Origin of the sequence: Kitasatospora sp. NPDC088346, assembly GCF_044740765.1 — a bacterium.
Classification (GTDB): domain Bacteria; phylum Actinomycetota; class Actinomycetes; order Streptomycetales; family Streptomycetaceae; genus Kitasatospora.
In genome coordinates this window covers 35,027-49,099 of the sequence record NZ_JBIURH010000016.1, presented here as the reverse complement: position 1 = coordinate 49,099, position 14,073 = coordinate 35,027, and the positions used below count along the sequence as shown (strand labels likewise).

Below are 14,073 nucleotides of genomic sequence, written 5' to 3'. Positions count from 1 at the left end.
CCTTCGGGGCTGATGTTAAGTTGATGATTAATCAGACTTAATTGCTGAGTTAATGTAGGGCACCCTCCCGGATCGGGCAATGGGGCGGGGAGCGGCCGGGCGCACGGCGGAAGGAAGCAGGCCATGACCGAGCAGAACGAGCCCACCGCGATCGGGCGGCGGATCCAGCGGCTGCGCCGGGAGCGCGGCCTGACGCAGCGCAGACTCGCCGAACCCGCCTACACCGCCGCCTACGTGTCCACAGTGGAGTCCGGCCGGGTGCGCCCGTCCGAAACCGCGCTGCGCCACTTCGCCGAACGGCTCGGCGTCAGCACCGACGAGCTCGCCACCGGCCGCCCGGCCCACCTCGCCACCGAACTGCACCTCGCGCTGACCGAGGCGCAGAGCTCGCTCGCCGCGGGCGACACCAACGGCGCGGCCGAACGCTTCGCGGCCTGCCTGGAGCGGGCCACCCGGTACGAACTCGCCTCCGCCCGCCCCGCCGCCCTGCTCGGCCTCGGCGACTGCGCGCTGGAGACCGGGCGCCTCGACGAGGCCCGCACCCACTACGAGGCGGCCGAGCGGCTGCTGGCCGGGGAACCGCTGCCCCGCCGCGCCGCCGCGATCCGCGGACGCGCCGTCGCCCACCTGCTCGCCGGTGAACTCCGGTACGCCTGCTACCTGCTGGAGTCCACCATCGACCAGCTCAACGCGGGCGGGCTGCACGACCCGGACGCGCTGCTGCTGCTCTACTCCGCCGCGATCGGCCCCTACATGGACATGGGCGCGCACGCCCGCGCCGCCCAGGCCGCCGAACTGGCCCTCGCCCTCGCCCCCGGGGCCACCGACCCCGCGCTGGTGGCCGGCCTGCACCGAAGCGTCGCCCGGACGCTGATCGCCGAGGGCCGCACCGCCGAGGCCGACGCCTCGCTGGCCAAGGCCCAGGCGCTCTACCAGCAGCTGCGGCTCCACTCCGACCTCGCCAAGTGCCACTGGATGCGCGGCTACGTCCACGCCCAGGCCGGCGACCTGGAGCGCGCGGAGGGCGAACTGCGCACCGCCCGCACCATGCTGGCCTCCCGGCAGGCCGTGCTCTTCACCCAGCAGGTGGAGGTCGAACTCGCGGACGTGCTGCGCCGCCGGGGCGCCCACCGGGAGGCCGGGGAACTGCTCGGCAGCCTGCTCGACCGGATCGGCCCGGACCGCGGCGCCGTCCACGCGGCCGGGGCGCACCGCCTGCTCGGCCTCATCGCCGAGGACCGCGGCGATGCGGAGGCCGCCGAGGAGCACTACGTCAGAGCCCTGTCCCTGCTGGAACGCGCCGGGGCGGCCGGGGACCTGGCCGACCTGTGCCGCCTGCTGGGCGACCTGTTGCGCCGCGGCGGACGGGTCGAGGCGGCCCTGGACATCTACCGCACCGGCCTCGGCCACCGGGCGGCACCCGGCACGACGACCCTCGGCCCGGCCCCCGCGCATCCGCCGGTCGAGGCGGGATGGTGAGGGGCCGTCCGGCCGCGGCGCCCCGGCCGGCTCGTCTTGGGGAAAGGTTGACCAGTTTGGTGAAACGTTGACCACTTCGCGGGAGAGGCGTGGGCGGGGGCGTCGGTAGCGTCGGCGGCATGCCGCCCTCGTCGCGCCGGATCCCGGCTCTCCCCGTGCTGCCTTACCGCAAGCCGACTCCAGGCCGCGACTACTGGGTGCTGGACGACGCCCTGCCCGAGGTCGACGCGGTGCGCGCCCGCTGCCTGGCCAAGGACGACTGGGTCGAGGGGTACCCGTACAAGCCGGAGAGCTGGCCCGGGCTGCGGACGATGCCCGGGCTGGAGCCCGAGGAACTGGCCCGGGTCGAACGGCTGGTCAGGAAGGCCACGGGCGCCCGGAAGATCTGGCGGGAGAGCGCCCCCGGCGGCGCGACCCTCAACCACAACTGCGTCCAGGTCGTCGGCGAGGGGGAGTGCGAGGTCCGGCCGCACGCGGACTCCCGCACCCTGTGCCGCTACGCCGCGGTGCTGTTCCTCAACCCGACCGTTCCCGACGAGTACGGCACCAGCTTCTTCCGGCAGAACCTGCCCGGCGGGGTGCTCGGCGGCAACCTCGTCGCGGCCCCGCACAACAACCTGGTGGACGCGCTCGGCACCCGCTACGTCCCGCCGGACTCCTTCACCGAGGACCTGCGGGTGCCGCACCGCTACAACCGGCTGCTGCTCTACAAGGCCAACCTGATCCACAGCGCCACCGGGTACTACGGAACGACCCTGGCGGACAAGCGGATGACGGCGGTCTTCTTCTGGATGGCCTGACCGGCGGCCCGCTCCGGAGCCACCGGGTCCGGCCGTCTCAGCGTGCCCCGGTCCGGTCGGCGGCGGCCCGGGCGACCGCCTGCGCCACGGGCTCGGTCCCCTCGGCCAGTTCGAGGACCAGGCCGGCCGTCTCCGGCGCGTCCAGCAGCGCCGCCAGCACGGCCGCGACGTCGTCGCGGGTGACCTCACCGACGCTGCGCCCGGCGGTCAGCCGTACCGTGCCCGTGCCCGGCCCGTCGGTGAGCGCGGCGGGCCGCAGCACCGTCCAGTCCAGGTCCTGTGCCATGACGTACTCGTCGGCGGCGGTCTTGGCCGTGACGTAGGCGGTCCAGATCTCGTCGGCGCCGGCCGGCGGCGGGCTGCCGGCACCCCGGGTGGAGACCATCAGGTAGCGCCGGACCCCGGCCAGCACGGCGGCGTCGGCGAGCAGTTGTGCGGCAGCCCGGTCCACGGTGTCCTTGCGGGCCGCACCGCTGCCCGGCCCGGCACCGGCGGCGAACACCACCGCGTCCGCCCCCGCCAGGTGGACCGCGAGGTCGGCCGGGGTGAGCGTCTCCAGGTCGCACACCAGCGGGCTGGTGCCGTCGGCGAGCAGGTCCTCGCGGTGCGCGGGGTTGCGCACCAGGCCGGTGACGGTGTCGCCGCGGGCCGCGAGCAGCCGGCCGAGGCGGCGGGCGATCTTGCCGTGGCCGCCGGCGATGACGACGTACATGTGGTCCTCCGTCGATAGTCGATGGGAGCGGGGGCGCCCCGGGAGGCGCCGGCGGGCCCGGGGGCTCAGAAGGAGATCAGCGCCTTCAGGGCACGCCGCCCGTCCATCGCAGCGTAGGCCTCCGGGACCTCCGAGAGGCCGACCGTCAGGTCGAACACGGGCGACGGGTCGAGCCGGCCGGCCAGGACGTCGGCGAGCAGCTCGGGTATGTAGGCGCGGGCCGGGGCGACGCCGCCGCGCAGCGCGATGTTGCGGTTGAACATCTGGCCGATGTCGACGCCCGCGCTGCCGCCGTGCGGGACACCGACGAACCCGACCGCGCCACCGTCCCGGGCGATCGAGATCGCGGTGCGCATCGACTCCTCGGTGCCGACCGCCTCCAGCACGGCCGCCGCGCCCTGGCCGTCGGTCAGCTCCCTGACGGCGGCGACCGCGTCCTCGCCGCGGGCCGCGACCACGTCGGTCGCGCCGAACCGCCGCGCGACGGCGGTCCGGTCCTGGTGCCGGCCGAGGATCACGATCCGCTCGGCGCCCAGCCGGTGCGCGGCGAGCACCCCGCACAGCCCGACCGCACCGTCGCCCACCACCGCGACGGTGGCACCCGGACGCGCCCCGGCAGCCAGGGCGGCGTGGTGCCCGGTGGACATCACGTCCGACAGCGCCAGCACGGCGGGCATCAGCGTCTCGTCCAGGTCGCGCGGCAGCCGGACCAGCGTGCCGTCGGCGAACGGCACCCGGACCGCCTCGCCCTGACCGCCGTCCGAACCCACCTCGCCCCAGAACCCGCCCTGCGGACACGAGGTGTGCAGCCCCTCCAGGCAGTACGAGCAGGTGCCGTCCGACCACACGAACGGCGCCAGCACCCGGTCGCCGGGGCGCAGCCCGGTGACGCCCGCGCCTACCTCCTCGACCACGCCGACGAACTCGTGCCCGATCCGCTGCCCGGCCTGTCGGGCCGCCACACCCCGGTACGCCCACAGGTCGCTGCCGCACACGCAGGCGTGCGTCACCCGCACCACCGCGTCCGTGGACCGCTCGACCCGCGGGTCCGCAACCTCCTCGACGCGGATGTCCTGGGGGCCGTGGATGACGGTGGCGCGCACGAGAGCTCCTCGATCGGGAAGGTGGAGGTACGCACTCTCACCCGCCTGCCAGCCCGGCGTCCAGCTACATCGTCTACAGAAGTGGTTAAGCTGGACTTATGCTCGACATTCGCCGTCTGATCCTGCTGCGCGACCTGGCGGAGCACGGCACCGTCACCGCGGTCGCCGAGCTGCACCGCGTCACCGCCTCGGCCGTCTCCCAGCAGCTGAAACAGCTGGAGACCGAGACCGGGGTCCGGCTGCTCGACCGCGACGGCCGCAGCGTCCGGCTCACCGCCGCCGGCCACGCCCTGGCCGCCGACACCGAACCCGTGCTCGCCGCTCTCGAACAGGCCCGGGCCCGGATGAGCGCCCTGGCCGGCCGGGCCGCCGGCCCGTTCCGGCTGGCCTGCTTCACCAGCGCCCTGGCCCCGCTGGCGGCGCCCCTGAGCGTCCTGCTGGAACACGACCATCCCGAGCTGCGGGTGCACATCACCGAAGCCGAACCGGAGACCAGCCTGCCGCTGCTGCGCCACCGCCGCACCGACCTCGCGGTCACCTACCGCTACACCAACCTCGCCACCCCCGACCCGGCGGGCATCGAGACCCGGCCGCTGCTGCACGACCCGCTGCTCGCCGTCCTGCACGCGGACCACCCCGCCGCCCGCGCCGCCGTCGGTGGGGGGCCGATGCCGCTGGCCGCCCTGGCCGGCACGCCGTGGATCACCGCGGCCGAGGGCACCGCCTGCCGGGAGGCGGTCCTGCACGCCTGCCGGGCGGCGGGCTTCAGCCCCCAGGTCCGGCACGTCTGCACCGACTTCGCCGCGATGCTCGCCCTCGCCGCGGCCGGCGGCCAGGTCGCCCTGGTACCGCGGCTCGCCCTCGCCGCCCTGCCGCCCGGGCTGGTGGCCCGGCCGCTGGCGGATCCGGCTCCCGCGCGGAGTGTCGAGGTGGCGCTGCGCCGGGGCAGCGCCGGGGAACCGGCGGTCGCGGCGTGCCTCACGGCGCTGGAGCTGGTGGCGGGAGCCGTCCGGCCCGGCGCCGACTCCGCTGCCGCCGGTGCTTCCTGACGGAGGGTCAGTGGCGGCGCAGGCGCGGGATCCGGTCGAGGACGGCGGCCAGCCTGGCGGCCTGGTCGAAGAGCTGGGCGGGCCGGGAGCGGTCGCCGTCCAGGTGCGTCAGGGTCTCCATGCCGAGGTAGAACGCGACGGCGGCGCTCGCCACCACCGGCACGTTGACCAGCGACGCCAGCGGCTTGCCGCGCAGCACCGTGGTCAGCACCTCCCCGGCCAGCTCCTCCCAGCGGCGCGTCTCCAGCATCAGCCGCTCGGCCGCCCGGGAGCCGGGACGGGCGCCCGCGTAGATCTCCTGGACGGCGGCGATGTGCCCGCTCTCGGTGTCCTCCCGGTACAGCTCGCGGAGCAGCTCGACCACCCGTGCCCCCCGTTCGACCCCGGTCAGTTCGGAGCGGTACCGGTGGGCCCGCGCGTCGCAGGTGTGGGCCAGCGTCGCCAGCACCAGGTCGTCGAGGTCGGCGAAGTGGTAGTAGATGACGCCCGGCGCGAAACCACCGCCCTGGGCGATCGCCCGGGCGGTGGTGCCGCCGTAGCCGTTGCGGACCAGGCTGGCGAGGGTGGCGTCGAGGATCCGTGTCCTGGTCTCGGCGCTCCGGCTGTCGGCGCCGCGCTTGTCAGACAACGCGCACCGGCCGCACGCCGTTGGCGGTGAGGTACGGGTCCAGCCTGCGGGACAGCTCCGGCAGGTGGTGGCTGGGGACTTGCGGGTACAGGTGGTGCTCCAGGTGGTAGGTGAGTTCCAGGAAGAGCGCCGGGACGACCCGCCCGCGCAGCGTCCTGGTCCGGGTCAGCGGCGTGTCGCCGTAGTCGTGGTGCGGCAGATGTACCGTCAGCAGCGGGTACACCCAGCTCCCCACGATCACCGTCACCGCGTACGTCAACACCCCAGGAGCATAGGGCCACAGCAGTGCGCCGCCCACCAGCGCGGTGACCGGGGACGCCGCCTCGGCGAGCAGCCAGCCCCGGTCCCGCCCGCGCCGGAACGACCACCACCACAGCCGGACCAGGAAGACCGGGCCGTGCAGCAGCGCACCGAGGAACGACAGGTCGGCGGGGTGCCCCTCGGGGTCGTCGGGGTGCGGGAAGTACCGGTGGTGCTGGGTGTGGGTGGCCCGGTACGCGTGGCCGCTCTCCAGCAGGACCAGACCGGTGGCGAACAGGGCCCAGTCGGTGGCCCGCGGGGACAGCCCGATGGTGCGGTGCACCACGTCGTGGGTGACGTTGACGACCGCGACGAAGACCAGGAAGGCGATCGGCGGGGTGAGCCACCACCAGCCCGCCCACGCCGCGGCCGCGTAGAGCAGCACGCCGGCGAACGGGCGGGCCAGCGCCACCGCGCGTCGGCGCCGCGAGGTCACCAGCAGGTCGGTGCCGAGTTCGGCCAGGGTGGGTGCCTTCACCGGCGGTACCCCCGCTCGCGCAGCACGCCCTCGGCGACGATCCGGCTGCCCAGGACGCACGCCACCGTGCCCAGTCCCGGCCAGGTCGAGTCACCGACCAGCCACAGCCCCGGTCCGCCGAGGTCGTGCGGGACGGCGTGCTGGTTGGTGTTGTCCAGCCGCTGGCGCGGCCCGCCGACCGCCCCGCCGGGCCGGAACCCGAACCGCTGGTAGCTGCGCGGCGTACCGGTCTGGGCGAGGACCGCCCGGTCCGCCAGTCGCGGGTAGGCGCGCCGGGCGTGGCCGATCAGCCGCTCACCGATCTCCTTCTTGCGCAGCGCGTACGCGTCCTCGTCGAGCCCGTTCCAGGAGGCGAGTTCGGTGTGGGTGGAGATCATCACGGCCCGGTGGCCGGGCGGGGCGCTGACCTCGTCCCCGGGTGCGGACACGGAGACGAACATGTTGTTGCCGTCGCCCAGCGGCCGGTCGTAGGAGTGCAGCAGCTGGTGGTGGGTGAGCTCCTGCCCGCCGACCTCCTCCTCGGGGACGCCGAGGAAGACCACGCAGGCGCCGCCCTGCGCCGCCTGGTCGCGGGTCAGGTACGGCCGCAGCCGGCCGGCGACCGGGAGTCGGGCGCAGATCCGGGCGGTGGTGGCGGCGGGCACGGCGCTGACCACCCGCCGTGCCGCGAAGACGCCCTGACGGGTGGTCAGCAGGTACTCGCCGGGGCCGCCGTCCACCCGGGAGACCGCGCAGCCCGTCCGGAGCGTGCCGCCGAGCGCCCTGTAGCGCGCCACCAGCACCCGCCAGAAGCCGTGCATCCCGCCGACGTGCCGGCTCAGCCCGGCGCCCCGGATCGTCACGCCGAGCGCCGAGTTGATCAGCGGTGCGTCGTCGATCCCGGCGTGCACGGTGTCCTCGACCAGCATGGACAGCAGGCCGACCAGCGGCGCGTCGCCCCGCAGGCCGTGGCCGCGCAGCGCGTCCCCGAGCGTCCGGTTCAGGTGGCGGGCGAGCGGCAGGCCCGCGAACCCGACCGCCCGCAGGTCCCGCAGCGCGGTGCCGGGCCCGCGCACCGGCAGCCTGGCGCCCGCGCGGCTGGCTTGCCAGAAGGTCGCCGCGAGGCGGTCCAGCAGCCTCCAGAACCGCCGGTGCCGCTCGGTGTCGCCGAGCATCCGCAGCCGTTCGGCGTGCCAGGCGGCCGGGTCGCGGTGCAGGACGACCTCGCGGTCCGGCAGGAAGGCCCGGTATCCCGGCAGGAGTTCGGCCTCCAGCGAGCCGATGCCGACACCGTCCAGCAGCTCGGCGCCGACCCCGCCGGGCTCGAAGTCGACCAGGGTGGTTGCCCCCACGTCGAAGGAGAAGCCCCGCTTGCGGTAGTAGCCGGCGCACCCGCCGGCGTGTCCGTGCGCCTCCAGGACCACCGTGGACAGCCCGGCGGCCTGGAGTCGGAGCGCGGTGGCCATCCCCGCCATGCCGCCGCCGACCACCGCCACGTCGACGGGCGGCTCGATCTGAACGTTCGTTCTGAACATGCGTTCAGAATGGTCGCAGGTCTGAGCATCCGTCAATGGGTCGGACGGTGTTCGCAGTTCATGGCGGTGCCCGGAGGTCGCGGGTCGGGCCCGGGGACGCGCCGCGCCGCGCGACTCCCCGGGGCGGTCGGTGACTGACCGCCCGGATGGTGGTAGCCATGGTCGAGGACCGGCGGGGGAGCGGCAGCGGCACCTGCCCCGAGCCGGACGCGACGTCGACAGGAAAGGGATGCCATGCCTCTGCAGGGCGACTACCAGCCGAGCCCCGAACAGTGGGTCCGCGAGCAGGTTGAGCAGTACGAGGGCTCGGGCGGGACCGAGGGAACGACGATGCGGGGCATGCCGGTCATCATCCTGACCACCCGCGGAGCCAGGTCCGGCAAGATCCGCAAGACCCCGCTGATGCGGGTGGAGTACGACGGGTCCTACGCCGTGGTGGCCTCCAAGGGCGGCGCCGCGGAGCACCCCGTCTGGTACCACAACGTGGTGGCCGACCCGCGGGTCGAGCTCCAGGACGGGCCGGTCCGGCAGGACATGACGGCCCGCCAGGTCACCGGCGCCGAGAAGGACCTGTGGTGGGGGCGGGCCGTCGAGGCCTACCCGGACTACGCCGACTACCAGACCAAGACCGACCGCGAGATCCCGGTCTTCGTGCTGACCCCGTCGGGCACCCCGCACTGAACCGGCCGGCGCACCGACCCTGCCCGGGGCACCGAAGCCGCCGGGACGGCGGCGGCCCCGGTTCAGCGCACGCCGGGGACCGCGTCGTCGGGCCCCGGCGGCTCGGGGTCCGGCGGCTGCGGCTCGGGTGACCGTGGGTCGGGCGACCGTGGGTCCGGGTCGGGCGGCGGCGGGAAGGGTGGCACGGGTGGTGCGGGCGGTGCGGGCCGCGGGTCGCCCGGGCGAGGCGGCGACGGCGGCGCGGGTGGCAATGGGCCCGGGTCGGGCGGCAGTGGCCCGATGTCGGGGTCGGGGGGTACCGGGACGGAATCCATCGTCCGTGCCTCCTGTTCGGTTGCCGCGCTCCGCGAACCTCGCGACGGCGGGTGCCCGTGCACTCAGAGCTCCCGGCCGAGCGCGTGGGCGAGTTGCCTCTTGTCCATGGTCGACCGGCCCTTGATGTTGCGCTGCCTGGCCTCGTTGTAGAGCTGCTCGTAGGTGGGCCCCCGGGCCCCGCTGTGCGACCTGAGCCCACCGCGCCGCCCGGAGGAGATGTCCTGGACCGAGGTGCGGCCGGCGGTCCTCGCCTCGCCGTGGCGGGCGCGCTCCTTGTTGACCGTCCGGGCCGCGATCTCCCCTCCTTGATGTGCTCGTACTGGCGCTCCCGCCTGGGGCTCGATCCTCGGGGCATGGTGACCGCTCCTCTCGCGACGGCGGGCCTTCCTCCCCGGGCTCCGCGCCTACCCGGACAGGGGTGGACGACACCGCCGAGTGGGGGATAAATGGGATCAAAGGTGACGATTAGCCCTCGGGGCCCCGGGTAGGTGCCAGGTCAGGACGGCGCCGTTTGCGCCTGTCCGCTGACGGTCGGCGGGCCCCGAGGGCTCCCGGCCGCACACACGGCGCCCTCCGTGCCGGGGTGTCCCGTCCGGAGCGGCCGGGCGGAGCGTCTCCCCGTCGGCCCCCTCGGGCCGCCACCGGGTCCGCCACCGGAACCGCTCGGGCCGCGAAACCCCGGAAAGTCCAGGGAGATGACCACAGTGCCCACCCTTCGTGCCGAACCGATCACCGACCGCCGCACCCGGGCCGACCCGACCGCAGTGGCGCCGGCCCCTGTGCCGGAGCCGCACTTCACCCGCGAGCAGCTGCGGTCGATGGGCAAGGCGGAGGCGCGCACCCTCAGCGACGAGCTGTTCCACCGGCTCGCCGGGCTGGACCGCGAGTCCCACGCGTACAGCTACGTCCGAGGCACGATCATCGAGCTCAACATGCCCCTGGTCCGCTTCGTCGCCTCCCGCTTCCGCAACCGCGCGGCGGAGATGGACGACATCCTCCAGGTGGGCACGGTCGGCCTGATCAAGGCCGTCGACGGCTACGACCCGGACCGCGGCGTGGAGTTCCTCACGTACGCCATCCCGACCATCACCGGCGAGGTCAAGCGGTTCTTCCGGGACACCTCCTGGCCGGTGCGGGTCCCGCGCGGCATGCAGGAGCTCTATCTGCTGGTCGCCCGCGGCTCCGACCGGCTGGAACAGGACCTGGGGCGCCGGCCCACCCCGGAGGAACTGGCCGACCGGCTGCACCTCACCCCGGAACAGGTGGACGAAGGGCTGACCGCCGGCCGGCTGCACCGCTCGCACTCCCTCGACGCGGCGGGCGGCGGCGACAACCCGGACGAGCCCGCCGGCGCCCTGCTGGACCGCCTCGGCTGCTGCGACCACAACCTGGAGCTGGTGGAGTTCCGCGAAGCCGTCCGACCGCTCCTGAACGAGCTCGCGCCGCGCGAACGCACCGTGCTGCTCTCCCGCTTCTGGGGCAACCGCACCCAGTCCGAGATCGCCGAGGAGATCGGGGTCTCGCAGATGCAGGTGTCCAGACTGCTCGCCGCCACCCTCGGCCGGCTGCGTGAGCGGCTGGACGACCGGGAGTCGGACGCCTGAGCGCCCGGGAACCGGCGCACCCCGCTCGGCCCGGGGTCCGGGTCAGTGGTGGAGCCCCTGGTAGACGCGGTCCAGCCGGGCCGCGACCACCGGCCACGCGTGCAGTGACCTGACCCGGTCCAGCCCCGCGATCCCGAGCGCCTGGCACTGCGCGGGGTCGGCGAGCAGGCGCCGCACCGCCTCGGCGAGCAGCTCGGGGTGGTCGGGCGGGACCAGCACTCCGGTGACGTCGTCCACGACCAGGCTGCGCAGCGCCCCCACGGCGCCGGCCACCACCGGCACGCCACAGGCCATCGCCTCCAGCGCGACGGTGCCGGACGGGTCGGTCTGCGGAGCGGTCACCAGGATGTCGCTGGAACGCAGCAGCTCCGGGACGGCCTCGTGGGGCACCTCCGGCACCTGCCTGACCTCCGGCCCCCCGGCCGTCGGTGCGGACTCCGCCTCGCCGCCGACCACCACCAGCCGGGCATCCGGCACCTCGGCCGCCGCGCGTACCGCCGCGCCCACGCTCGCGGCCGACCGGCCCCCGTCCAGGCAGAGCAGTTGGGCCGGCTCGTGCGGCGGATGGTGCGCCGCCGGGCTGAACTGCCGGGTGTCCACGCCCTGCGGGACCAGCAGCACCCGCCCGTGCCGCGCCCCCAGCCGCCGCAGCACCCGCGCCTCCTCGGGCGAGCGGGCGATCACGGCGTCCGCGCTGCGCGCCACGGCGCTCTGCAGCCGGTGCGCTCGGCCGGCCAGCGAAGCCGGCAGGGCCCCCTCGTCGGGGAGGACGGCGATCCGCTCGTGCACGGTGCAGAGCCCGGGGGCGCCGCGGGCCGCCACCAGGACGGCGAGCCCCGCGTCCAGCCCGATCGCGTGCGCCACCCGTGGCGGGTCCGCCCGCCAGCTCTGCTCCAGCTCCTCGGCCATCGCCGGGACCAGGCCGAGCAGGGCCTCGGTGCCGGCGGTGTCCGGCGGTGAGCTGGCGAGCGGTCGCACCACGACCTCGGACGGGAGGTCGAAGTGGGCCGGCAGGGCCGCCTTCCACCGGCCGTGCAGCGAGACCCGGTGGCCGATCGCGGCGAGGGCCTCAGCCATGGCGACAAGCCGCTCGGGAACCGCCTCGTCGGTCGGACGGCGCCCGCCGGCGACGATGGCGATGTGCATCGGTCACTCCGCTCGACAGACGGTATGTCCGGCTCTTGACCGTTTTGGCACCCTCTGAAACCCCTCCGCCGCTGCGGACCGGCGCACCACGGGACGAGCGGTCCTATGGTGGAGGAGCACGCCCGGAGCGACGCCAGGCAGGCGGGAGTCCGACGACCGCCCCCAGGGCTCGTCCGACCCTTCCCGCCGCGCGCGACGCTCCCCCGGCCTTCGGCCCGGGAGGTGCCCCCGGGCATCCCGCACGCCCAACCGGGCGCCGTGGGGACGCCCCCGGCCGGAGGCCGGGGGAGCCGCGCGCCGATGCGCCGCGAACGGTCAGACAAGCCCTAGGGAGCGCGGCCGATGGACGGTGACACTGCCGGTGCGAACGGACGCCTGACGGTCTCGGTCCAGCCCTGGACGCACGGCGTGGTGATCAGGCCGGACGGCGACCTGGACCACGACACCGCCGGCCCGCTGCGCGAGGCGCTGGACGCCGTCCTCGCCGATCCGCCCGCCCGCGTGGTCGTCGACTGCGGCGGACTGGAGTTCTGCGACTCCACCGGGCTCAACCTGCTGCTCCGCTCCCAGGCCACGGCGGAGGCCGGCGGCGGGCGGCTGGTCATCGCCGCGCCCCGCGAGATGGTCGCCCGGATGCTGACGGTCACCGGAGTCGGGGAGGTGCTCCAGGTCTACCCGAGCCTGGACGAGGCGCTCGCCGGGCAGGCTGACGACTGATGGACGGCGCCTCCCATCCGCTCCTGACGCCGCCGCCCGGCCAGATCCGCAGACTCCGGCTGTTCGAGTCCCGCGGGTCCGTCGGCCGGTGCCGCGCCTTCGCGATGGAGGCCCTGCACGACTGGGGCTGGCTCCCCGCCGAGGACGAGGAGGGACGCGAGGTCGCCGGCGACGTCCTCCTGCTGGTCACCGAGCTCGTCACCAACGCCTGCCTGCACGCCGGGGGACCGCGCGAGCTGGTGCTGAGCCTCGCCGGGCCCGCGATCCGGGTCGAGGTCTCGGACGCCAGCCCGGTCGAGCCGGCCATCCGCACCGGCCAGCACCCGGCCGTGCCGAGCGGTCACGGCCTCAAGGTCGTCGACCGGCTGGCCGCCGCCTGGGGGTTCGCCCACCACGAGCAGGGCAAGACCGTCTGGCTGGAGGTGGCGCGCCGGGACCCTTGAGGCTGCCCGGAGCGCCGAGGCCGGCTCCGAGGCCGTGCCGCGGCGCTCAGCCTGCCAGCAGGGCGGCCAGCGCCCGTGCGTACTGCTGCTCGTCGGTGACCAGGGACTCCATCAGCCGGCGGCTGTCCGCGTCCCGGTCACCGAGCCAGCGGGTGATCTCGCGGTAGGCGGCGACGGCGATCTGCGACGCCTGGGCGTTCTGCTCCAGCATCCGCCTGATCTCCGGGTCGTCGGCCACCGAGTAGTCGGTGTGGGCGCGCTGCGCGAGGGTGTCGGGGTCGAAGGCCGGGCGGCCGCCCAGCCGGGTGATCCGCTCCGCCACCGCCGTGGCGTGCCGCATCGCCTGCTCGGCCCGCAGATCGAACAGTTCCCGCACCTCCGGCCGGTCGATCCGCCCGGCCGTGATCGCGTGCCGGGTGTAGCGCAGCCAGCCGACCACCTCGGTCGCCACCACGTCGTTGAGCACGCTGATCACGCGCTCGGTGTCGAGCCCGGACGCACCGGCCACCGGACCGGCGGCCATCGTTTGCAGGGCCTCCTTGCTGATCCGGTCGACGTCGTGTGCCAGGCTCTCGCCCATCCGTGCCTCCTCGGTCGTCCCCCCGCCACCGAGCGTATGCCCGGACCGAACCCGTCCGACCCATGCTCGCACCGAAGGGTTGGGACCGCCGCCCACGGGGCACTCGCCGAAGAAGAGACACCCGTCGCCGGCGAAGCGCGGAGGTGGCGACGATGGACGGACCTGCGATGTCCGGGCACGAGCGACAGATCCTGGCGTCGATCGAGGCCGACCTGCGGACCGACACCCGCCTCGAAAAACGGCTGCGCACCATGCGCGCGGGATGGCTGGTCCGCAGCCGTCTCGCGGTCTGCGCGGTCCGGCTGTCCACCCTGGTCTGGCTGCTGGCCTGGGCGGCCGGCTTCCTTGTGGTCAGCATCCGGGAGCCGTCGGTGGCGGGCCTGGTGGTGCTCGGCCTGAGCTGGGCGGCGGTCCTGGTCGCGGCGGGCGGCCTGATCGCCCGGCGACGGCGGGTGGACCGCTGAGCCGGTCCTGACGTCCCGGCGCGGTTCCGGCGCGCTCCTGGCGCGGCCTGCCGCGGGCCG

At 75.0% G+C, this 14,073-nt stretch carries 15 protein-coding genes and 1 pseudogene; 8 read left to right on the top strand and 8 right to left on the bottom strand.

Annotated elements, in window-relative coordinates; translation table 11 throughout:
* Positions 1-123: 123 nt before the first annotated feature.
* Positions 124-1,479 carry a helix-turn-helix domain-containing protein gene (locus ACIOFR_RS21605; protein ID WP_400999628.1) on the top strand — a complete coding sequence of 452 codons (1,356 nt, stop codon included), beginning with the start codon at positions 124-126 and terminating at the stop codon, positions 1,477-1,479.
* Positions 1,480-1,598: 119 nt separating this feature from the next.
* Positions 1,599-2,279 carry a DUF6445 family protein gene (locus tag ACIOFR_RS21600; RefSeq protein ID WP_400999626.1) on the top strand — a complete coding sequence of 227 codons (681 nt, stop codon included), beginning with the start codon at positions 1,599-1,601 and terminating at the stop codon, positions 2,277-2,279.
* Between the two features lie 37 nt (positions 2,280-2,316).
* Here the strand turns inward: ACIOFR_RS21600 and ACIOFR_RS21595 are convergent, their stop codons facing one another.
* Entirely contained in the window at positions 2,317-2,991 is a 675-nt protein-coding gene (locus ACIOFR_RS21595) for an NAD(P)H-binding protein (RefSeq protein ID WP_400999624.1), read from the bottom strand.
* Positions 2,992-3,056: 65 nt separating this feature from the next.
* Positions 3,057-4,094 (bottom strand): zinc-dependent alcohol dehydrogenase family protein, encoded by a 1,038-nt coding sequence (locus ACIOFR_RS21590; RefSeq protein WP_400999622.1) that lies wholly within the window; start codon positions 4,092-4,094, stop codon positions 3,057-3,059.
* A 98-nt stretch (positions 4,095-4,192) separates the two neighbouring features.
* On the opposite strand from ACIOFR_RS21590, the gene ACIOFR_RS21585 reads away from it, so the two are divergent.
* Positions 4,193-5,143, top strand: a complete 951-nt coding sequence (locus ACIOFR_RS21585; RefSeq protein WP_400999620.1) for a LysR family transcriptional regulator — start codon at positions 4,193-4,195, stop codon at positions 5,141-5,143.
* Between the two features lie 7 nt (positions 5,144-5,150).
* Here the strand turns inward: ACIOFR_RS21585 and ACIOFR_RS21580 are convergent, their stop codons facing one another.
* From ACIOFR_RS21580 to ACIOFR_RS21570, 3 genes are read right to left on the bottom strand one after another with little or no spacing between them, the layout of a single operon-like run.
* Positions 5,151-5,771, bottom strand: coding sequence for a TetR/AcrR family transcriptional regulator (locus tag ACIOFR_RS21580; RefSeq protein WP_400999618.1), 621 nt, complete (start codon positions 5,769-5,771; stop codon positions 5,151-5,153).
* On the bottom strand, positions 5,764-6,549 hold the full coding sequence (locus ACIOFR_RS21575) for a fatty acid desaturase family protein (RefSeq protein WP_400999616.1): 786 nt from the start codon (positions 6,547-6,549) through the stop codon (positions 5,764-5,766). Before ACIOFR_RS21575 ends, ACIOFR_RS21580 begins: the two co-directional genes overlap by 8 nt.
* Positions 6,546-8,063 (bottom strand): phytoene desaturase family protein, encoded by a 1,518-nt coding sequence (locus ACIOFR_RS21570; RefSeq protein ID WP_400999614.1) that lies wholly within the window; start codon positions 8,061-8,063, stop codon positions 6,546-6,548. The genes ACIOFR_RS21575 and ACIOFR_RS21570 overlap by 4 nt, the downstream gene beginning before the upstream one ends.
* A gap of 234 nt (positions 8,064-8,297) precedes the next feature.
* Between ACIOFR_RS21570 and ACIOFR_RS21565 the strand changes: the two genes are divergently transcribed.
* Positions 8,298-8,744 (top strand): nitroreductase family deazaflavin-dependent oxidoreductase, encoded by a 447-nt coding sequence (locus ACIOFR_RS21565; RefSeq protein WP_400999612.1) that lies wholly within the window; start codon positions 8,298-8,300, stop codon positions 8,742-8,744.
* Positions 8,745-9,121: 377 nt separating this feature from the next.
* Here the strand turns inward: ACIOFR_RS21565 and ACIOFR_RS21560 are convergent.
* Positions 9,122-9,414, bottom strand: a pseudogene (locus tag ACIOFR_RS21560) (plasmid stabilization protein).
* A gap of 340 nt (positions 9,415-9,754) precedes the next feature.
* Here ACIOFR_RS21560 and ACIOFR_RS21555 point away from each other — a divergent pair.
* Positions 9,755-10,663, top strand: coding sequence for a SigB/SigF/SigG family RNA polymerase sigma factor (locus ACIOFR_RS21555; protein WP_400999610.1), 909 nt, complete (start codon positions 9,755-9,757; stop codon positions 10,661-10,663).
* 42 nt (positions 10,664-10,705) lie between these two features.
* Here ACIOFR_RS21555 and ACIOFR_RS21550 read toward each other — a convergent pair whose 3' ends face one another.
* Complete coding sequence (locus ACIOFR_RS21550) at positions 10,706-11,809, bottom strand: glycosyltransferase (RefSeq protein ID WP_400999608.1); 1,104 nt, start codon at positions 11,807-11,809, stop codon at positions 10,706-10,708.
* Positions 11,810-12,151: 342 nt separating this feature from the next.
* Between ACIOFR_RS21550 and ACIOFR_RS21545 the strand changes: the two genes are divergently transcribed.
* Both ACIOFR_RS21545 and ACIOFR_RS21540 read left to right on the top strand, forming a co-directional pair.
* Entirely contained in the window at positions 12,152-12,526 is a 375-nt protein-coding gene (locus ACIOFR_RS21545) for an STAS domain-containing protein (RefSeq protein WP_400999606.1), read from the top strand.
* Positions 12,526-12,969 carry an ATP-binding protein gene (locus ACIOFR_RS21540; protein ID WP_400999604.1) on the top strand — a complete coding sequence of 148 codons (444 nt, stop codon included), beginning with the start codon at positions 12,526-12,528 and terminating at the stop codon, positions 12,967-12,969. Before ACIOFR_RS21545 ends, ACIOFR_RS21540 begins: the two co-directional genes overlap by 1 nt.
* 46 nt (positions 12,970-13,015) lie before the next feature.
* On the opposite strand, the gene ACIOFR_RS21535 is transcribed toward ACIOFR_RS21540, so the two are convergent.
* Positions 13,016-13,549, bottom strand: coding sequence for a ferritin-like domain-containing protein (locus ACIOFR_RS21535; RefSeq protein WP_400999602.1), 534 nt, complete (start codon positions 13,547-13,549; stop codon positions 13,016-13,018).
* 152 nt (positions 13,550-13,701) lie between these two features.
* Between ACIOFR_RS21535 and ACIOFR_RS21530 the strand changes: the two genes are divergently transcribed.
* On the top strand, positions 13,702-14,013 hold the full coding sequence (locus ACIOFR_RS21530; RefSeq protein ID WP_400999600.1) for a hypothetical protein: 312 nt from the start codon (positions 13,702-13,704) through the stop codon (positions 14,011-14,013).
* Positions 14,014-14,073: the final 60 nt, after the last annotated feature.

Bases quoted from the DNA above. Each gene is read 5' to 3' on its own strand.
- ACIOFR_RS21530 (WP_400999600.1), top strand. From the start codon at position 13,702: ATGGACGGACCTGCGATGTCCGGGCACGAGCGACAGATCCTGGCGTCG.
- ACIOFR_RS21595 (WP_400999624.1), bottom strand. From the start codon at position 2,991: ATGTACGTCGTCATCGCCGGCGGCCACGGCAAGATCGCCCGCCGCCTC.
- ACIOFR_RS21550 (WP_400999608.1), bottom strand. From the start codon at position 11,809: ATGCACATCGCCATCGTCGCCGGCGGGCGCCGTCCGACCGACGAGGCG.
- ACIOFR_RS21565 (WP_400999612.1), top strand. From the start codon at position 8,298: ATGCCTCTGCAGGGCGACTACCAGCCGAGCCCCGAACAGTGGGTCCGC.
- ACIOFR_RS21545 (WP_400999606.1), top strand. From the start codon at position 12,152: ATGGACGGTGACACTGCCGGTGCGAACGGACGCCTGACGGTCTCGGTC.
- ACIOFR_RS21535 (WP_400999602.1), bottom strand. From the start codon at position 13,549: ATGGGCGAGAGCCTGGCACACGACGTCGACCGGATCAGCAAGGAGGCC.
- ACIOFR_RS21605 (WP_400999628.1), top strand. From the start codon at position 124: ATGACCGAGCAGAACGAGCCCACCGCGATCGGGCGGCGGATCCAGCGG.
- ACIOFR_RS21585 (WP_400999620.1), top strand. From the start codon at position 4,193: ATGCTCGACATTCGCCGTCTGATCCTGCTGCGCGACCTGGCGGAGCAC.
- ACIOFR_RS21540 (WP_400999604.1), top strand. From the start codon at position 12,526: ATGGACGGCGCCTCCCATCCGCTCCTGACGCCGCCGCCCGGCCAGATC.
- ACIOFR_RS21570 (WP_400999614.1), bottom strand. From the start codon at position 8,063: ATGTTCAGAACGAACGTTCAGATCGAGCCGCCCGTCGACGTGGCGGTG.
- ACIOFR_RS21600 (WP_400999626.1), top strand. From the start codon at position 1,599: ATGCCGCCCTCGTCGCGCCGGATCCCGGCTCTCCCCGTGCTGCCTTAC.
- ACIOFR_RS21555 (WP_400999610.1), top strand. From the start codon at position 9,755: ATGACCACAGTGCCCACCCTTCGTGCCGAACCGATCACCGACCGCCGC.